The sequence below is a fragment of the Microbacterium halophytorum genome (assembly GCF_002970975.1).
Classification (GTDB): Bacteria; Actinomycetota; Actinomycetes; order Actinomycetales; family Microbacteriaceae; genus Microbacterium; species Microbacterium halophytorum.
Genome location: NZ_PNFA01000006.1, coordinates 217,761 through 236,728 on the forward strand (window position 1 = coordinate 217,761; position 18,968 = coordinate 236,728).

Annotated in this window: 13 protein-coding genes; 12 read left to right on the forward strand and 1 reads right to left on the reverse strand. The window is 71.1% G+C overall.

Going from position 1 to position 18,968, the window contains the following annotated elements; translation table 11 throughout:
- Window positions 1-29 precede the first annotated feature (29 nt).
- The 5 genes from C0010_RS08160 (at window position 30) to C0010_RS08180 (ending at window position 9,919) form a co-directional block, all read left to right on the forward strand.
- Entirely contained in the window at window positions 30-980 is a 951-nt protein-coding gene (locus C0010_RS08160; RefSeq protein WP_105566564.1) for a carbohydrate ABC transporter permease, read from the forward strand.
- Window positions 977-1,807: a carbohydrate ABC transporter permease gene (locus C0010_RS08165; RefSeq protein WP_105566565.1), complete on the forward strand. Its 831-nt coding sequence runs from the start codon at window positions 977-979 to the stop codon at window positions 1,805-1,807. The genes C0010_RS08160 and C0010_RS08165 overlap by 4 nt, the downstream gene beginning before the upstream one ends.
- 23 nt (window positions 1,808-1,830) lie before the next feature.
- The gene (locus C0010_RS08170) at window positions 1,831-3,747 is read left to right on the forward strand and encodes a glycoside hydrolase family 127 protein (protein WP_105566566.1); all 1,917 of its coding nucleotides are present in this window, start codon (window positions 1,831-1,833) and stop codon (window positions 3,745-3,747) included.
- Between the two features lie 38 nt (window positions 3,748-3,785).
- On the forward strand, window positions 3,786-5,840 hold the full coding sequence (locus C0010_RS08175; RefSeq protein ID WP_232531831.1) for a glycoside hydrolase family 31 protein: 2,055 nt from the start codon (window positions 3,786-3,788) through the stop codon (window positions 5,838-5,840).
- A 194-nt stretch (window positions 5,841-6,034) separates the two neighbouring features.
- Window positions 6,035-9,919 (forward strand): LamG-like jellyroll fold domain-containing protein, encoded by a 3,885-nt coding sequence (locus tag C0010_RS08180; protein WP_105566568.1) that lies wholly within the window; start codon window positions 6,035-6,037, stop codon window positions 9,917-9,919.
- 138 nt (window positions 9,920-10,057) lie between these two features.
- Here the strand turns inward: C0010_RS08180 and rpsT are convergent, their stop codons facing one another.
- A complete protein-coding gene (gene rpsT / locus C0010_RS08185; protein WP_105566569.1) occupies window positions 10,058-10,318 on the reverse strand; it encodes a 30S ribosomal protein S20 in 261 nt (86 codons plus the stop codon).
- Between the two features lie 261 nt (window positions 10,319-10,579).
- On the opposite strand from rpsT, the gene lepA reads away from it, so the two are divergent.
- The 7 genes from lepA (at window position 10,580) to lnt (ending at window position 18,955) form a co-directional block, all read left to right on the forward strand.
- A complete protein-coding gene (lepA, locus tag C0010_RS08190; protein WP_105566570.1) occupies window positions 10,580-12,427 on the forward strand; it encodes a translation elongation factor 4 in 1,848 nt (615 codons plus the stop codon).
- Window positions 12,428-12,436: 9 nt separating this feature from the next.
- Window positions 12,437-13,081 (forward strand): DUF1990 family protein, encoded by a 645-nt coding sequence (locus C0010_RS08195; protein WP_105566571.1) that lies wholly within the window; start codon window positions 12,437-12,439, stop codon window positions 13,079-13,081.
- Entirely contained in the window at window positions 13,081-14,298 is a 1,218-nt protein-coding gene (gene hemW / locus C0010_RS08200) for a radical SAM family heme chaperone HemW (RefSeq protein ID WP_105566572.1), read from the forward strand. Before C0010_RS08195 ends, hemW begins: the two co-directional genes overlap by 1 nt.
- Before the next feature lie 124 nt (window positions 14,299-14,422).
- Window positions 14,423-15,454, forward strand: a complete 1,032-nt coding sequence (hrcA, locus tag C0010_RS08205) for a heat-inducible transcriptional repressor HrcA (protein ID WP_105566573.1) — start codon at window positions 14,423-14,425, stop codon at window positions 15,452-15,454.
- 57 nt (window positions 15,455-15,511) lie between these two features.
- Window positions 15,512-16,621, forward strand: a complete 1,110-nt coding sequence (dnaJ, locus tag C0010_RS08210; RefSeq protein WP_105566574.1) for a molecular chaperone DnaJ — start codon at window positions 15,512-15,514, stop codon at window positions 16,619-16,621.
- A gap of 1 nt (window position 16,622) precedes the next feature.
- Window positions 16,623-17,354 carry a 16S rRNA (uracil(1498)-N(3))-methyltransferase gene (locus C0010_RS08215; protein WP_105566575.1) on the forward strand — a complete coding sequence of 244 codons (732 nt, stop codon included), beginning with the start codon at window positions 16,623-16,625 and terminating at the stop codon, window positions 17,352-17,354.
- Complete coding sequence (gene lnt, locus C0010_RS08220; RefSeq protein ID WP_232531832.1) at window positions 17,351-18,955, forward strand: apolipoprotein N-acyltransferase; 1,605 nt, start codon at window positions 17,351-17,353, stop codon at window positions 18,953-18,955. The genes C0010_RS08215 and lnt overlap by 4 nt, the downstream gene beginning before the upstream one ends.
- The last annotated feature ends 13 nt before the right edge of the window (window positions 18,956-18,968 follow it).

The window sequence follows — 18,968 nt, forward strand, 5'->3', positions numbered from 1 at the left end:
GCACCGCGCGCACGAGAGGGAACCGAGCTATGAGCACCACCACGACGATCATCGGGGTGCGGGACGGAAAGGGCGGTCGGCACCTGCGTCGGCGGCTCGACGCGAGCCAATGGGCCGCCGTCGGGTTCGCCGCGCCGCTGCTGGTGTACCTGATCGTCTTCTACGCATACCCGCTGTGGCGGAACATCGACCTGTCGATCCACGACTACACGATCCAGGCGTTCGTGCAGGGCGGCGCCGAGTTCGTGGGCTTCGCGAACTACGCGGAGATCTTCGGCTCGGAGATGTTCCCGACGGCGTTCGCGAACACCCTGCTGTTCACGATCGGGTCGATCATCCCGCAGTTCGCGATCGGCCTGGCGCTGGCGGTGTTCTTCAAGTCGCACTTCCGGCTCTCGAACGTGCTGCGCGCGCTGTTCCTCGTGCCGTGGCTGCTGCCGCTGATCGTGTCGGCATCCACCTGGGCGTGGATGCTGAACAGCGACAACGGCATCGTGAACTCGCTGATCGTCGCCTTCGGCGGCGACCCGGTCAACTGGCTCACGTCTCCCGAGACGGCGCTGCTGTCGGTGACGATCGCGAACGTCTGGCTGGGCATCCCGTTCAACCTCGTCATCCTGCATTCCGGGCTCCAGAACATCCCGGATGAGATGTACGAGGCCGCATCGCTCGACGGCGCGGGGCCGTGGCGGCAGTTCTGGAGCATCACGTTCCCGCTGCTGCGCCCCGTGTCCGCGATCACACTGCTGCTCGGGCTGATCTACACGCTCAAGGTCGTCGACGTGATCTGGGTGATGACGGCCGGCGGCCCTGCCGGCGCATCCACGACGCTGGCGATCTGGGCGTATCAGGAGGCGTTCGGCACCGGCATCCCCGACTTCTCGCCGGCCGCCGCGATCGGCAACCTGCTGATCCTCATCGCCCTGGTGTTCGGGTTCCTGCACCTCAGGCTCCAGCGCCGACAGGAGGCATCGTCATGACCGGTTCGACCGCGCTCCGCCGCACCTGGTGGAAGACGGCGCTCGGCCTCGCGTTCACAGGGCTGATGCTCTTCCCGGTGTACTGGATGGTCAACGTCTCCTTCACCCGAACGGGTGACCTGCGCAGCAACCCGCCGCACTGGTTCCCCTGGGATCCCACGGTCGAGGGCTATCAGGCAGTCTTCCAGCAGCAGCTCCCCGCCTTGGCGACGAGCCTCCTGGTCGGTCTCGGCTGCGTCGTGCTGACCGTCGTGATCGCCGCCCCGGCCGGCTACGCTCTCGCGCTGCTGAACCTGCGCGGGGGGAGGAGCCTGAACTTCCTGCTCCTCGTCGCCCAGATGATCCCCGCCGTCGTGATGGCGATGGGTTTCTACGCCGTCTACAACAGCCTCGGGCTGCTGAACACGATCCCCGGATTGATCATCGCCGACTCGACGATCGCCGTTCCCTTCGGCGTGCTGCTGTTCACGGCCTTCATGAGCGGCATCCCGCGCGAGCTGCTGCAGGCGGCCAAGGTCGACGGTGCGGGCGCCTGGCGCACGTTCATCTCGATCGTCCTGCCGGTCAGCCGCAACTCGGCGCTGACGGTGTCGCTCTTCGCGTTCCTGTGGGCGTGGTCCGACTTCATCTTCGCCTCGACGCTGAACCGCAACGGCGATCTCATCCCGATCACGCTCGGCATCTACAACTACATCGGCAACAACACGACCCAGTGGAACGCGATCATGGCGACCGCTGTCGTGGCATCCGTTCCCGCCGCCGTGCTGCTCGTCATCGCCCAGCGCTACGTCGCCGCCGGCGTTACTGCGGGCGCGGTGAAGGACTGAGGGGAACCGCTGTGACGACTCGTATGACACGGGCGACCGCCCGCCCCGTCGACCCGACGGGAGCACGCCGCGGCCTCGGGCTCGGCGAGCTGCGCCTGGGCGACGGCTTCTGGGGCAGCAGGCAGCGCACCAACGCCACCGCCACGCTGCGCCACTGCTACGACTGGATGGAGCGCCTCGGCTGGCTCGCGAACTTCGACGCTGTCGCGTCCGGGCGCACGGGTGCGGACCGCCCCGGCTGGCAGTTCTCCGATTCGGAGGTCTACAAGCTCCTCGAGGCCGCGGCCTGGCACCTGGGCGGCACGCCGGATCCGGATGCCGAGGAGCTGTTCTCCGCGCTCGTCGACCGGATCGCGGCCGCGCAGGACGACGATGGGTACCTGAACACCTGCTTCGGCCACGGGAGCCAGCCCGAGCGCTACTCCGACCTGTCCATGGGGCACGAGCTGTACTGCACGGGCCACCTGCTGCAGGCGGCCGTCGCGCGGTTGCGCACGCGGGGCGACGACCGCCTGGTCCAGATCGCTCGACGCGCCGCCGATCACGTCTGCCGCGAGTTCGGGCCGGACGGGCGCGACGGCATCTGCGGGCACCCGGAGATCGAGGTGGCCCTCGCGGAGTTCGGCAGGGCGACGGGTGAGCCCGCCTACATCGAACAGGCGCGCCTGTTCATCGAGCGGCGCGGCCGCGGCACGCTGGCACCCGTCGCACTGCTCGGGCCCGACTACTTCCAGGACGACACGCCTGTGCGCGAGGCCGCCGTCTGGCGGGGTCACGCGGTGCGCGCGCTCTACCTCGCCGCCGGTGCGCTCGACGTTGCCGTCGAGGTCGGCGACGAGGGACTGCGGGATGCCGTCGAGCGGCAGTGGACGCGTTCGGTCGAACGCCGCACCTACCTCACGGGCGGGATGGGCTCGCGCCACCAGGACGAGGGCTTCGGCGACGACTGGGAGCTGCCGCAGGATCGCGCCTACTGCGAGACCTGTGCGGGCATCGCCTCGATCATGGTGTCGTGGCGCCTGCTGCTGGCGACGGGGGAGGTGCGGTACGCCGACCTGATCGAGCGCACGATGTACAACGTCGTCGCGACGAGCCCCAGCGCCGACGGGCGGGCCTTCTTCTACGCCAACCCCCTGCACCAGCGAACGGCCGGCGCCGATGTGCGCCCCGACGCGGTGAATCCGCGGGCCGAGGGCGGCGTGCGGGCACCCTGGTTCGACGTGTCGTGCTGCCCGACGAACGTGGCGCGCACGCTCGCCTCCTGGCAGACGTACGCGGCCTTCGTCGATGCGTCCGGTGATACCGAGGCCCTCGTGGTGGCGCAGTACGCGGCGGGCGGAATCGACGTCGCGCTCGCCGCGGGCTCCCTGCGCTGCGATGTCTCCACGGCCTACCCGGATGACGGCAGCGTCCGGATCACGGTGAACGAGGCGCCCGACGCGCCCGTCACGCTGCGCCTGCGCGTCCCGCACTGGGCGCACGGTGCGGAGCTGACGGCGCCGGGCGGGCGCGCGCGCATCGTCGAGCCCGGATGGGCGGAGGTGACTGCCGCGTTCGCACCCGGTGACGTGATCGCACTGTCGCTTCCGACGGCACCGCGCCTGACCTGGCCCGACGATCGTGTCGACGCTGCGCGCGGCACCGTCGCCGTCGAGCGCGGGCCGCTCGTGCTCTGCGCCGAGTCGACCGACCTGCCCGCCGGCGCGGGCATCGGAGACATCGCGCTCCTGCCCGGTGCCGTGCCTCGCGCCGACCGTGACGGAGCGGTCGTGAGCGCCGTGCTGCGGCGCCCGCTCCCGCCCCGGGAGGGGGGTCCGCCGTTCGGGCCGGAAGAGCCGGTGCGCGCCGATCGCGATCCCGTCGACCTGCGGCTCGTTCCGTATCACCGCTGGGCCGAGCGCGGACCAGCCACGATGCGCGTGTTCCTGCCCCTCGGCTGACGGCGCCGATGACTCACCCTGAACTGAAGGAGACAGCTGTGACCGAGGTTTCACTCATCGAGGTCGACGGGCAGCGCCTGATCTGGCGCGGCGGCGGCGAGACGCTCGTCGTCGAACCGTGGGGGCGCGACAGCGTGCGCGTGCGCGCCGCGCTGATGCGTGAGATCGACGATGACGACTGGGCGCTGCTGCCGCCGACCGCCGGAGCGCATGCCGCGGTGGAGGCGGAGCTGACCGACGCGGGCGCTGTGCTCCGAAACGGTGAGATCGTGGTCGAGCTGACGACGTCGGCGTGGTTCCAGGAGATCGTCGGGCACGACGTCACGGCGTGCGAGCTGACCTTCCGCAACGCGCAGGGCCGCGTGCTGTTCCGGGAACTGCGCAGGGGCGGCTCGCTCAACCTGCGCGCGAGGAACCTGCGCCCGAGACAGGGCGACGACGGCATCGTGCTCACGGCGGCCTTCGAGGCCGACGCCGACGAACATCTCGTCGGCATGGGGCAGTACCAGCAGGCCGTTCTCGACCTGAAGGGCTCCACGCTCGAGCTCGCTCATCGCAACTCGCAGGCGAGCGTGCCGTTCGTCGTCTCGAGCGCCGGGTACGGCTTCCTCTGGCACAACCCCGCCATCGGCCGAGCCACGTTCGCCCGGAACCGTACGGAGTGGCATGCCGAGTCGACGACGCAGCTCGACTACTGGGTCACGGCGGGCCCGACGCCCGCGCGTATCGCCTCGGCATACGCCGACGCGACGGGGCACGCCCCGATGATGCCGGAGCGGGGCCTCGGGCTCTGGCAGAGCAAGCTGCGCTACGCCGACCAGGAGGAGCTGCTCACCGCGGCCAGCGGCCACCGCGAGCGAGGGCTGCCGCTCGAGGTGATCGTGGCCGACTTCTTCCACTGGCCGAAGATGGGCGACTTCCGCTTCGAGGACGAGTTCTGGCCCGATCCGGATGCGATGGTCGCCGAACTGCGGGCGATGGGCGCCGAGCTGATGGTGTCGGTCTGGCCGCAGGTGTCGCTGGCGTCGGAGAACTTCGCGCACCTGCGCGCCAACAACCTGCTGGTGCGCTCGGACCGCGGAGTCGACGTGCAGATGTCGTTCGAGGGCCCCAGCGTGTTCCTCGACGTGACGAACCCGGCGGCGCGGGAGTGGCTGTGGCAGACGTGCAGGCGCAACTACGGCGCCCACGGCGTGCGCACGTTCTGGCTCGACGAGGCCGAACCGGAGTTCGGCGTGTACGACTACGACGCGTACCGCACCCACCTCGGCCCGTACCAGCGGGTCGGCAACATCTACCCCCAGGCGTTCGCCAGGGCGTTCTACGAGGGACAGGCCGCCGACGGCGAGACCGAGATCGTCAACCTCGTGCGCTGCGCGTGGGCGGGCAGCCAGCGCTTCGGCGCGCTGGCCTGGTCGGGCGACGTCTCGTCGACGTGGGAGGACCTGCGGCGCCAGATCACGGCGGGCATCCACATGGGCGCGGCGGGCATCCCGTGGTTCACGACCGACATCGGAGGGTTCCACAACGGCCGGGTCGACGACCCGGCGTTCCACGAGCTCCTCGTGCGCTGGTTCCAGCTCGGCGTCTTCAGCCCCGTGCTGCGCATGCACGGCGACCGGCTGCCGTACCGCGACGTCGCGGCGGCCGACGGTTCGCGTCGGCTGCGCTCGGGCGGGCCGAACGAGCTGTGGAGCTTCGGCGATGAGGTCTACGAGATCCTCGCCCGCTGCACCCGCCTGCGTGAGGGCCTGCGCGACTACGTGCGCGACGCGATGCGCGACGCGCACGAGAACGGTCAGCCCGTGATGCGCGGGCTGTTCCACGAGTTCCCGGATGACCCCCGCGCGTGGCAGATCGAGGACCAGTTCCTGCTGGGCGCCGACCTGCTCGTCGCTCCGGTCGTCGAACCCGGTGCGCGGGAGCGCGATGTGCACCTGCCCGCCGGCGCACGCTGGACCGACGCGGCCACGAGGGAGGAGCACCCGGGCGGCCAGTCGGTGCGCGTCAGCGCCCCTCTCGATGTCATCCCCGTGTTCCTCCGCGACGGCGCGCGGCCGGAACTGATCGGGGCGACGGCGACGGGCGCATAGACCCGGGCCGTGCGACCCCGTGCGGCCCCGAAGAGAACCGGTTCGGCGAGAGGAGGAAGCCGCACGCACCCGGCGCGCCCGTGCTCGGCACAGCGCGCCGAACAGGAACGGCCACGGGATGCGGCCGCGGAAGAACGGCATCCGAGCCTCGCGTGCCAGGCGCCGCGGGGAACTCCACCCAAGGAAGGCACTCAATGACGAGCAATTCACCCTCGCGGCGCGCGGCGCGCAGAACGGCGTTCGCCGTTCCGCTCGCGGTCGCCCTCGCGGCATCCGGGGCGGTGGCGCTGCCGGCGGCAGCGACCGACGAGCCGACGCCGCGGTTGCACTACACGATGGACGACGCGACGGGCGGCACGGTCGCCGACGCATCGGGCAACGGCCTGGACGGCACCGTCACGGGTGCCGCGGAGGTCGTCGCGACGGAGGCCGGCGGCTACGCGCTCGACCTGACCGGCGGCGCCGACGGCGGCTACGTCACCGTTCCGCGCGCCGCGCTGGAAGGCGCGACGGACCTCACGGTCTCGGCGCGCGTGCGCTGGGACGGCGGCGGTGCGTGGCAGCGCATCTTCGACCTCGGCAGCGACACCAGCCGGTACCTGTTCGCCACGCCGTCGAACGGCGATGGCGACCTGCGCACGGCACTGACGGCATCCGGAGACACGGGCGAGGCCACGGCCACCGGCTACGGTGCGCTGCGCACGGGGGAATGGGCGACGGTGACGACGACCCTCGACGCCGAGGCGGGCACGGTGACGACGTACCTCGACGGCGTCGCGGTGCAATCGGCGTCGACGGGCGCGACGGCGGCCGACCTGCTGACGGAGGACGCGGAGTCCGCCGGCTTCATCGGCAGATCGTTCTACCCCGACCCGCTGCTCGACGGCGCGGTCGACGACTTCCGCATCTACGATGTGGCGATGAGCGCTGACCAGGTGGCGGGACTCGTGGGCGCGACTCCCGCGTTCGAGGCGCTCGCGAGCGATTCTTTCGACGTCAGGACGGTCGTCGCCGCCGCCCCGGAGCTGCCCGCCGCCGTGCGCGCGTCGTTCACCGACGGCTACGACCGCGATGTGCCGGCCGTGTGGGACGCCGTCGACCCGGCCCAGTATGCGGAATCCGGCACCTTCACCGTCGCCGGCGAGGCGGCGGGCACACCCGTCACGGCGAACGTGACGGTGCACCGAGGTGGACTCCAGGTCGACCTCGGCAGTGACACGGGCGCGTTCCACGGTGGCGCATCCGGCACGCTCTACGGCGTGTACGGCGACGGCCTGCCGAGCGACAACCTGCTCGAGGGCATGGGCGTGCGCACCGTGTCGACGAAGGCGCAGGACGGCCCTCAGCACCCTGGTGCTGACGCACTCGAGGTCGTGCGGCCGCTCGCCGACGCCACCGATGGCGACGTGTACATCTACATGACCGATGTGCACCGCGGCTTCCCGTACCAGTGGGAGGGCTCTACACCGGAGGAGAAGCTCTCGACCTACCTCGGCAAGATCGGCGAGCAGGTCGACCAGGTGCTCGAACTGCCGGAGGAGTACCGCGACAACATCGTCTTCGTGCCGTTCAACGAGCCGGAGGGCAACATGTTCGGCACCGGTGAGTGGAGCTACGACGGCACCAGCTGGCTCGACGACCCCACCGGCTACTTCGCCGCATGGGACGCCGCCTTCGGCGTCATCCGAGAGAAGATGCCGGATGCCCGCATCGCCGGGCCGAACACGAGCGTGCTGTTCGACCAGATCAAGGGCTACCTGGCGCACGTCGTCGAGGCCGGCACGGTTCCGGATGTGATGACCTGGCACGAACTGTCGCATCCGGAGCAGATCCGCACCTCGGTCGATCGCTACCGCCAGTGGGAGGCAGCGGCCTTCGCCGGCACCGAGCACGAGGGCAGCCAGCTGCCCATCAACATCAACGAGTACGCGTTCAACTACCACACCTCGGTGCCCGGCCAGATGATCCAGTGGATCTCGGCGGTCGAGGAGAAGAAGGTCGACGCCGATATCGCGTACTGGAACATCGACGGCAACCTCTCCGATTCCGCGGTGCAGTCCAACCGCGGCAACGGCCAGTGGTGGCTCTACAACGCCTACGCGCAGATGACGGGGCACACCGTCGAGGTCGCGCCGCCGTTCCCCGGTGAGAACTACACCCTGCAGGGTGTGGCGACGCTCGACGAGGAGCGCGCGATCTCGCGGACGATCGTCGGCGGTGCCGATGGCGCCGCGCCGATCGAGCTGCAGAACGTGCCGACCGACGTGTTCGGCGACGAGGTGCGCGTCACGGTGCGCGAGATCCCCTGGACGGGCCAGCTCGGCGACTCGGCGCAGCCGCGGCTGCTGAGCGAGACGGCAGCGGCGGTGAAGGGCGGCACCGTGGAAGTCGATTTCGACGGCGAGGCGCTGCCGCTGCTGACGGAGTCCTCGGCGTACGAGATCATCGTCACGCCGGTGGGAACCGGTGAGACGACGGCGCAGCCGCCGACGGTCTGGAACGCGTCGTACGAGGCGGAGGACGCGGCGTACAGCGGTTCTGGTTACTCGAAGAACGGCCCGGAGGGATCACCCGCCGACGTCGGCAAGTTCTACACCTCGGGCGGATACAACGTGGGCGGCCTGCGGACCGGATCGGACGGCGTGCTCGAGTTCGAGGTGACGGTTCCCGAAGACGGCACCTACGACCTCTCGGTGTTCGCCAGCTCGCTCAACACCTTCGACGCCGTGGCCGATCAGGGGCCGACCAACGTCTTCCTGCGGGTCGACGGCGCCGCCGAGCGGGAGCTGTTCCTGCCGCTGGCATACAAGTGGGTCGTGTGGGATCACGCCGACACGACGGTCGAGCTCACGGCGGGCACGCACACGATCTCGCTCGCGGCGCAGAGCCTCGACGGCAGTGCGGCCACGATCGGCGATGCCATCATCGACCGCGTGACGCTGTCGCTTCCGAACCCGGATGCGGCGGTGGCGGTGTACGAGGCGGAGCACGCGAGCCTCGACGGCGGGCGGGCGGTCTACGCGCCCGATGGCGTCGAAGCGGCCTCCGTCTCGGGCGCCGGCGGGGTCGCGCTGAATGCGGGCGAGAGCGCCGCGTTCTGGGTCTACGGCGCACGCGATGCCGAGGCCGAGCTCGGGCTCGACCTGATCGGCGAGGGTGATGCGAGGCTGTCCGTCAACGGGCACGAGGTGCTCACGGGCGCCGGGAGCGTCGCGGCGCACCTGGAGGGCGGCGTGAACAAGGTCGTCGTGACGGCGGGTGAGGCCGGTGCGACGGTCGACCGGATCACGGTCGCCGCCGGAACGGGCCAGCTGGCGACGACGGTCCTGCAGGCCGAGGACGCCGAGCTCGCCGGCGGTGCATCGACGACCGAGCTGTCGCTCGCCTCGGGCGGCGTCGCCGTCGACGGCATCGGCGGGGAGCCGGGCAACGATGCGGCGCTGACGTTCCGCGTCGACGCGGCGCAGGCCGGGCCGCACGCCGTCGTGGTGCGGTACGCGAACCCGGAGCAGTCGCCGGCGTCGCATTACAACCCCGACCCGATCGCGCGCCGCGCCGACGTGTCGGTCAACGGCGGCGACGCACAGCCGTTCCTGTTCCCGCACACGTTCCACGCGAACAGCTTCTGGGAGAAGACGATCGTGCTCGACCTCGCCGAGGGGGAGAACACCATCGCCCTGACGAGCGAGGAGGCGACGAACTTCGACGGCGAGACGTACGCATCGGACGACTGGCCCGACTTCCCGCTGCGCTCGAAGTGGGCGCCGATCGTCGACCGCATCGCGGTGTCGCCGCTCAGCGCCTCCGCCGAGGCCTCGCCCGTGTCGGTCGACGTGGCGGATCGCTGCACGGCCGGGACGCTGCAGCTGACGGTGCGTGCGACGAACACGTCCGACGAACCCGTGGCCGTCGACATCGCGACGGCGTACGGCGACCGCGCGATCGGCGGCCTCGATGCCGGCCGCTCGGCGACGCGGACGTTCGCGGTGCGCGCCGAGAGCGCTGACGCGGGGGAGGTGGCGGTCACCGCTGGCGGCGTGGAATCGGTCCACCCGTACGACGCGATCAGCTGCGACTGAGTGCGACGAGGAACGGTCCGTCTCCTCGGAGGCGGGCCCGTTCCTCGCACGGTGCGGATCGGCGAGCGGCGATCGCACAGACGAGAACGGGCCCGCCTCCCCGAAGGGAGGCGGGCCCGTTCCGGCGCGCGGATCGGCTCAGAGAGCGGCGATCTGCTTCGCGAGCTTCGACTTGCGGTTCGCGGCCTGGTTCAGGTGGATGACACCCTTGCTGACGGCCTTGTCGAGCTTCTTCGAAGCCTTGTCGAAGGCGGCCGAAGCGGCGGCCTTGTCGCCCGAGGCGATGGCCTCACGGGTCTTGCGGACCAGCGACTTCAGCTCGCTCTTCACGATGCGGTTGCGCTCGCGGGCCTTCTCGTTGGTCTTGATGCGCTTGATCTGCGACTTGATGTTTGCCACGTTGTCGAAAGACTTTCGTTCGGAGTGAATCGGATGTCGCCGCGCAGCGAGAGAGGGGTGCCGTGCGGCAGGTGTGGGATAGCCCACACGCAAGCCAAGGACCAATGCTATCACGCACACCGGTCCCGGACATGCGCGGCCGCATGAGGCACGTGTCGGCTCCGCCCCGCGCGGAATCGTCGTGCGAACTCGCCTCGCCCCGGGGCGGTCCCGCTTGCGCCGGATGGGCAGCGTGGGGGCGGCCGGTAGGATGGTCGGAACATGTCTCCTCGCGCCAACACGCCTCTCGAGCCCTCGTCGACGCCGCCATCGCAGATCCGCAACTTCTGCATCATTGCGCACATCGACCACGGCAAGTCGACCCTCGCCGACCGCATGCTGCAGCTGACGGGTGTCGTCGCCGACCGCGACATGCGCGCGCAGTACCTCGACCGGATGGACATCGAGCGCGAGCGGGGCATCACTGTCAAGAGCCAGGCCGTCCGTGTGCCGTGGCAGCTCGACGGTGAGACGTTCGCGCTGAACATGATCGACACGCCGGGCCACGTCGACTTCAGCTACGAGGTCTCGCGTTCGCTCGCCGCGTGCGAGGGGGCCGTGCTCCTCGTCGACGCCGCGCAGGGCATCGAGGCACAGACGCTCGCCAACCTCTACCTGGCGCTCGAGAACGACCTCACGATCATCCCCGTCCTCAACAAGATCGACCTCCCCGCCGCCGACCCGGAGCGCTTCGCGAAGGAGCTCGCCGACCTCATCGGCGGCGACCCCGCCGACGTGCTCAGGGTGTCGGGCAAGACGGGCCAGGGCGTCGACGAGCTGCTCGACCGCATCGTCCGCGACATCCCCGCGCCGACGGGCGTCGCCGATGCGCCGGCGCGCGCCATGATCTTCGACTCGGTGTACGACGCCTACCGCGGTGTCGTCACGTACATCCGGATGGTCGACGGCTGCCTCACGCCCCGCGAGCGCATCCAGATGATGTCGACGGGAGCGCAGCACGAGCTGCTCGAGATCGGCGTGTCGAGCCCCGAGCCCAAGGCGGCGAAGGGCCTCGGCGTCGGCGAGGTCGGCTACCTGATCACGGGCGTGAAGGACGTGCGGCAGTCGAAGGTCGGCGACACCGTCACGAACCATCGCAAGCCGGCGCAGGAGGCGCTCGACGGCTACGTCGAGCCGAAGCCGATGGTCTACTCGGGCCTGTACCCGATCGACGCCAGCGACTACCCGGAGCTGCGCGACGCGCTCGACAAGCTCAAGCTCTCGGATGCGGCGCTCGTCTACGAACCCGAGACGTCCGTGGCGCTCGGCTTCGGCTTCCGCTGCGGATTCCTCGGCCTGCTGCACCTCGAGATCGTCACCGAGAGGCTGTCCCGCGAGTTCGGCCTCGACCTCATCACGACGGCGCCGAGCGTGATCTACGAGGTGCGGGCCGAGAACGGCGATGTCATCACGGTGACGAACCCGAGCGAATACCCCGAGGGCAAGATCGAGGCCGTCACGGAGCCCGTCGTGCGCGCGTCCGTGCTGACGCCGAAGGACTACGTCGGCGCCGTCATGGAGCTCTGCCAGACGCGCCGAGGCAACCTGCAGGGAATGGACTACCTCTCGGAGCAGCGCGTCGAGCTGAAGTACACGATCCCGCTCGGCGAGATCGTGTTCGACTTCTTCGACCAGTTGAAGAGCCGCACGCAGGGCTACGCGAGTTTCGACTACGAGCCGGAGGGCCGACAGGAGGCCGACCTCGTGAAGGTCGACATCCTCCTGCAGGGCGAGCGCGTCGACGCGTTCAGCGCCATCGTGCACCGCGACAAGGCCTACTCGTACGGCACGACGATGGCCGAGCGCCTCCGCAAGCTGATCCCGCGCCAGCAGTTCGAGGTGCCGATCCAGGCGGCGATCGGCGCCAGGATCATCGCCCGCGAGAACATCAGGGCGATCCGCAAGGACGTCCTCGCGAAGTGCTACGGCGGCGACATCTCGCGCAAGCGCAAGCTGCTCGAGAAGCAGAAGGAGGGCAAGAAGCGGATGAAGATGGTCGGCCGCGTCGAGGTGCCCCAGGAAGCGTTCATCGCCGCCCTCTCGGGAGACGTGGAGACCAAGGGAAAGTAGGCTGTCGTGATGCGCCGCGGGAACTTCCAGGACGACACCGTCGACTACGCAGCCGTCGGGGGGACGCAGGCAGACGATCTGCTGCAGTTCCCGCCCGAGCAGAGCCTCCCCGCGGCGGAATCGCGCCGCATCGGCAGTGGCGAGGAGCGCTTCCGCGCCGCGAGCGAGGCGATGCTGGCCTGGGCGGCGCAGCGTGCCGTGGCCGAGATCGTCGAGGTCAGGGCCGCCGCCGACACCGCCTACACGGGCGTCGACTTCGACGTCGACGGGAACCCCGTCGCGCCCGCCGAACTCGCGGGCGAGCAGCGCTTCGACGCCGACGGCGTCCCGCTCGTCTCGAGCGGCGCCACGATCTCGCTGCGCGGCCGTGTGAAGGCCTATCGCGTCACGGGCGAGTACCGCGTGGTGTCGCTGACCGAGACCTCCCGCCGGGTGTCGTTCGCCCTCGGCACGGTCTCAGGCGCCGTCGTCAGCGGCGAGGAGCTGTTCGCGCTGACGTGGCGCGAGGACGACGAGGTGTGGCTCGAGCTGCGCGCCTTCGACCGCCCGACCCGCCCGCTCGGCCGCATGTTCAAGGGGCTCGTCAGGGCACGCAGGCGCGCCCTCTTCGATCGCTACCTGCGCACCATCTCACCCCTGTTCAAGACCCCGTAATGGGCGCTGCCCTGCCCCTCGGCGACCCGGCCCCGGCCGACGGTGCGCTGCCGGCCGACCTCGCGGTCGACCCGGAGTCACCCTTCGGCGCGTACCTGCACGTGCCCTTCTGCCGCGTGCGCTGCGGCTACTGCGACTTCAACACGTACACGGCCACGGAGCTGCGCGGCGCCCGCCAGGATCAGTACGCCGACACGCTCCTGCGCGAGGTCGACCTCGCGGCCGACGTCCTGGCGGCCGCCAGCCCGCTGCGCCCCGCGAGCACGGTGTTCTTCGGAGGCGGCACCCCGACCCTCCTGCCGGCCGGCGACCTCGCGCGCATGCTGGGCGGCGTCCGCGACGCGTTCGGCATGGTGCCCGGCGCCGAGGTCACGGTCGAGGCGAACCCCGACACCGTAACCGATGCCGTCGCGGCGGAGCTCGCGGCGGCCGGCGTGAACCGCATGTCGATCGGCATGCAGTCGGTCCGGCCGCACGTGCTGGCGTCGCTCGACCGCACGCACACGCCCGAGAACGTCGCCCGCGCCGTCGCCGCCGGCCGCGCGAACGGCCTCGACGTCAGCGTCGACCTCATCTACGGGGCGCCGGGGGAGAGCCTCGACGACTGGCGCGCCTCCCTCGAGGCGGCGATCGCGCTCGAGCCCGACCACATCTCGGCGTACGCCCTCATCATCGAGGAGGGCACGAAGCTGCATCGGCAGATCTCGCGCGGCGAGGTGCCCGCGCCCGACGACGACCTGCAGGCCGATATGTACGAGCTCGCCGACGGAATGCTCGCCGACGCCGGCTTCGACTGGTACGAGGTGTCGAACTGGGCGCGGGGCGATGCGCACCGGTCGCGGCACAACCTGGCGTACTGGCGCGGGCACGACTGGTGGGGGTTCGGCCCCGGCGCGCACAGCCACGTCGCAGGCCTCCGCTGGTGGAACGCCAAGCACCCCGCCGCGTACGCCCAGCGCCTCGCGGCCGGTGAATCGCCCGCCGTCGGCACCGAGCGCCCGGATGCCGAGGCGCGGCTCCTCGAGGCCGTGCTGCTCGAGAGCCGCATCCGGGAGGGCCTCGACCTGGCGACGCTGCCGCCGCATTCCCGTCGCGCCGTCGCGGGCCTCGTCGCCGACGGCCTCGCCGACGGCCGCGACGCGCTGCGGGGCCGACTCGTGCTCACGCTGCGCGGCCGTCTGCTCGCCGACGCCGTCGTGCGGGCCCTCACCGCCTAACCCTTCATTTCTGGCACATCTCCCGTGGTGGTTCCGCCCGGAGATGTGCCAGAGATGAAGAGTTGTGTGGGGGAGCCGGTAGGATTGGCAGTCGTATGCGTCGAGTGCTAGGTGAGGAGGGGTGATGGTCTCCGAAAGAGGTCTTCAGGTCCTCCGCGCGATCGTGCAGGACTACGTCGACACGCACGAGCCCGTCGGCAGCAAGTCGCTCGTCGACCGGCACGCGTTCGACGTCTCGGCCGCGACGATCCGGAACGACATGGCGATCCTCGAGGAGGAGGACCTGATCGCTGCGCCCCACACGTCGTCCGGCCGGGTGCCGACCGACAAGGGGTACCGCCTGTTCGTCGACCACCTCGCCGAGATCCGGCCGCTCTCGGCGGCGCAGCGCTCCGCGATCACGACGTTCCTCGCCGACCCCCACGACCTCGACGACCTGCTGGCCCGCACGGTGCGCCTGCTGACCCAGCTGACCGGCCAGGTCGCGCTCGTGCAGTACCCCTCGTTCGCCCGCGCCACCGTCACGCACATCGAGCTCGTCGTGCTCGAGGCGCGCCGGATGCTCGTGATCGTCGTGACCGACACCGGGCGCGTCTCGCAGCGGCTCGCGACCGTGCCCGATGACCTCGACGAGGAGGACGTCGCGCAGCTGCGCGCCCAGCTCGGCACGCTCGTGGCCGGTCGCTCGGCACGCGAGGGCGCCGATCGGATCGCGGCCCTGCGGGCGCAGGAACCCGGCGATCGCCTCGCCCCGAGCCTCGAGGTGCTGGCCGGCGTGATCGGCGAGGAGCTCGAGGAGTTCCGCCAGAACCGCCTGGTGATGGCGGGCGCCGCAACGCTCGCGAAGCGCGAGCAGGACTTCCGCGGCAGCATCCACCCGCTGCTCGAGGCGATCGAGGAGCAGGTCACGCTGCTGCGGCTGATGTCGGAGATGGAGATCGACGACGAGGGCCTCGCCGCCTCGATCGGTCGCGAGAACGACGCGTTCGGGCTCGGCGAGGCGTCGATCGTGACGAGCACGTACGATGCGCAGGTCGGGTCGGCGCGCGTCGGCGTGATGGGCCCGACCCGGATGGACTACCCCAGCACCCTCGGGGCCGCGCGGGCCGTCGCGCGGTACCTCAGCCGGGTGCTGGAAGAGGACGGCAGGCGCTGACAGGGCGCCGACGACGAAGCAGGACTGAGCCCCGACCGGGCTGAGGAAAGGTGACTGGTGGCTGACCACTACGAGGTTCTCGGCGTTTCCCGCGACGCGAGCGACGAGGAGATCAAGAAGGCGTACCGCAAGCTGGCGCGCAAGCTGCACCCGGATGTCAACCCGAGCCCGGAGGCGGCAGAGCAGTTCAAGGACGTCACGCACGCCTACGACGTGCTGAGCGATGCCGACCAGCGCCGCCGCTACGACATGGGCGGCGACGAGAACCCGTTCGGCGGTGGTGGCGGTTTCGGCGGCTTCGGCGACATCTTCGAGACGTTCTTCGGCGGCGGAGGCGGGGGCGGCGGCGGTCGCCCGCGCGAGCGCCGCGAGCGCGGTGAGGACGCGCTCGTCCACGTCAAGCTGGGGCTCGGCGACGTCGTGTTCGGCGCCCACCGCGACATCGAGATCGATACTGCCGTGCTGTGCGAGACGTGCAACGGCTCGTGCTGCCAGCCGGGAACGAGCCCCGAGCGCTGCGACGTCTGCGGCGGATCCGGCCACGTGCGCACGCAGGTGCGCAGCCTCCTCGGCAACATGGTCACGACCCAGCCGTGCGGCTCGTGCCGCGGGTACGGCACGACGATCCCCTCGCCGTGCGTGACGTGCGCGGGCCACGGCCGCGTGCGCTCGCGCCGGACCGTCGCGGTGGACATCCCCGCCGGCGTCGAGTCGGGCCTGCGGCTGCAGATGCCCGGTTCCGGTGAGGTGGGCGAGGGCGGCGGCCCGAACGGCGACCTCTACCTGCAGGTCGAGGTCGAGCCGCACCCGTCGTTCAGCCGCGAGGGCGACGACCTGCTCGCGACGCTGGACGTCGCGATGACCGACGCGATCCTGGGCGCGACCACGTCGATCGATGGCCTCGACGGTAGTGTCGACCTGGAGATCCGCCCCGGTGTGCAGTCGGGCGACGAGCTGAAGATCGCCGGCCGGGGCATCACGGGCCTGCGCTCGAAGAACCGCGGCGACCTGCGCGTCGCCGTGCGGGTCGTCACGCCGACGAAGCTCGACCACAAGCAGCGCCAGCTGATCGAGGAGTTCGCCGGCCGTCAGAAGGCGGAGGGCCCGAAGCTCGCCGAGCACCACCAGGGCCTGTTCTCGAAGCTGCGCGACAAGTTCCGGGCCTGACGTGGCGCTGCACTTCGTCTCCGACGCGGCGGGAGCCGCCGTGCCGGGCGGCACGGTCGAGCTGACGGGGGCGGAGGCGCACCACGCCGCCGCCGTGAGGCGCGTGCGAGCGGGCGAGCGGGTCACGGTCACGGACGGGCGCGGGGCCTGGGCCACCGGCGAGGTCGAGGCGAGCGATGCGGCGAGCGTCGTCATCCGGGTCGCCTCGCGAGAGGATCGTCGGGCGGCCGAGCCGCGCCTCGTCCTCGTGCAGGCGCTCGCGAAGGGCGACCGCGACGAGATGGCGGTGCAGGCCGCGACCGAGCTGGGGGTCGACGAAGTCGTGCCGTGGCAGGCCGCACGGAGCGTCTCGCGCTGGGAGGGTAAGAAGCTCGTCAAGGGGCGCGAACGCTGGGCGGCGATCGTGCGCGAGGCCGCGAAGCAGGCGCATCGGGCGTGGGTCCCGGAAGTCGCAGAGCCGGTCACGACGACGCAGCTGGCCGCCCGCGCGGCCGCGGGCGGCATGCTCCTGCTCGATCCGTGGGCGAGCACCTCCCTGACGGCGGCCGAGCTGCCGTCGTCCGGCGAGGTGACCCTCGTCGTGGGCCCGGAGGGCGGCATCGCAGACGAAGAGATCGCCCGACTCGAGGCCGCGGGGGCCCGCGCCGTTCGGCTGGGGGAGACCGTACTGCGCACCTCCACTGCGGGGCCCGCCGCGCTCGCTGTGCTGAACGCCCGCTGGGGCCGCTGGTGAGTCGGCCTGCCGGGAGCGCGAGCCGCACCCGCCGGGAGAGCCGCGCCGCCGCGCGCGAGCTGTGGCGCCGACCGCCGCTGCCGCTGTGGGCGGCCGTGGCGATCGCCGCGGCCGGCGGCCTCGCCTTCGACCTCTCCTTCCCCGGCGTCGGGGCCTGGCCGCTCGCCTTCCTCGCCGTGACGGCGCAGCTCGTGGCTCTGATCGGGCGCAGGGCGTGGAGCGCCGTGCTCGTCGGCCTCGCCTTCGGCGTCTGCTTCTACTACCCGCACATCGACTGGATGCGCGGGTTCCTCGGCGACGACCCGCTGCGCTGGGTGCCGTGGGTCGCCCTGGCGGGCGTCGAGGCGGTGTTCATGGGGCTCGGCGCCGTGCTGATCACCCTCGGCTACCGGTTCACGGACGGCTGGGGCGGCCGGGCCCGCACAATCGCGGTACCGACGCTCGTCGCGGGGCTGTGGACCCTGCGCGAGCAGATCATGGGCTCGTGGCCCTACGGCGGCTTCGCCTGGGGGCGCGTCGGCATGAGCCAGTCGGAATCGCCGATCGCCCCCGTCGTCTCCTGGGTCGGCGTCGCGGGCCTGACGTTCCTGATGGTGTGGCTGTGCGCCATGGGCATCGAGGCCGTGCGCACCTATGCGCGGGCGCGGCGCGGCGGGTTGCCGCCCGCGCGCTGGGCGCTCGTCCCCGTGCCGTTCGCGGCACTGCTCGTGCTGCTCGTCGCCGCGCCCCAGTTCCCGACGGCCGTCGTCGGCACGATCACGGTGGGCGCCGTGCAGGGGAACGGGCCGACCGCCTACTTCGACGATCGCGAGTACCTCGATCCGGCGCGCGCTCAGCTGGACGCGTCCGGGCCCGTCGCCGACGCAGACGTCGACGTCGCGCTCTGGCCGGAGGGCGGCATCGGCGGCGACCCGATGAACGACCCGCAGGCGGCCGCCGTGCTCGACGCGGCGACCGAGCTCTACGGCGCACCGCTGATCGCGAACGCCGCCGTCGCGGTCGGCGCCGACGATATCTACAACACGTCGATGGTGTGGGAAGACGGCGGGCCGACGCAGACCCACGCGAAGCGCCACCCCGTGCCCTTCGGAGAGTACGTGCCCAACCGCGAGATCTTCGAGCGGATCGTGCCGTCGCTGATCGGCATGCTGCAGCGGGAGTACACCCCCGGGACCGATGCGCCGCTGTTCGAGGTCGCCGGGGCCCGCATCGGCCTCGCGATCTGCTTCGACGTGATCAGCGATTCGCTCGTCCGCGAGGGCGCGACGGACGGCGCGCAGGTGTACATGCTGCAGACGAACAACGCCGACTTCCGCGACAGCGACGAGAGCGTGCAGCAGCTCGCCTTCGCACGGATGCGGGCGATCGAGACGGGGCGCACGGTCGTGAACCTGTCGACGGTCGGCGTCAGCGAGATCATCGCCTCCGACGGCGCGGCGCTCGACCGCGTCGAGGCGGGCGAGGCCGGCGCGATGGTCGACACCGTCGAGCTTCGCGAGGGCCTCACCCCGGCGATGACCATCGGCCCGTGGCTCGCGCCGGTGCTGACCTGGGGTGCGCTGGCCGCCCTCGTCGTCATCCGGATCGCCCGGCGCCGCTGAGGCGGTATCCGGA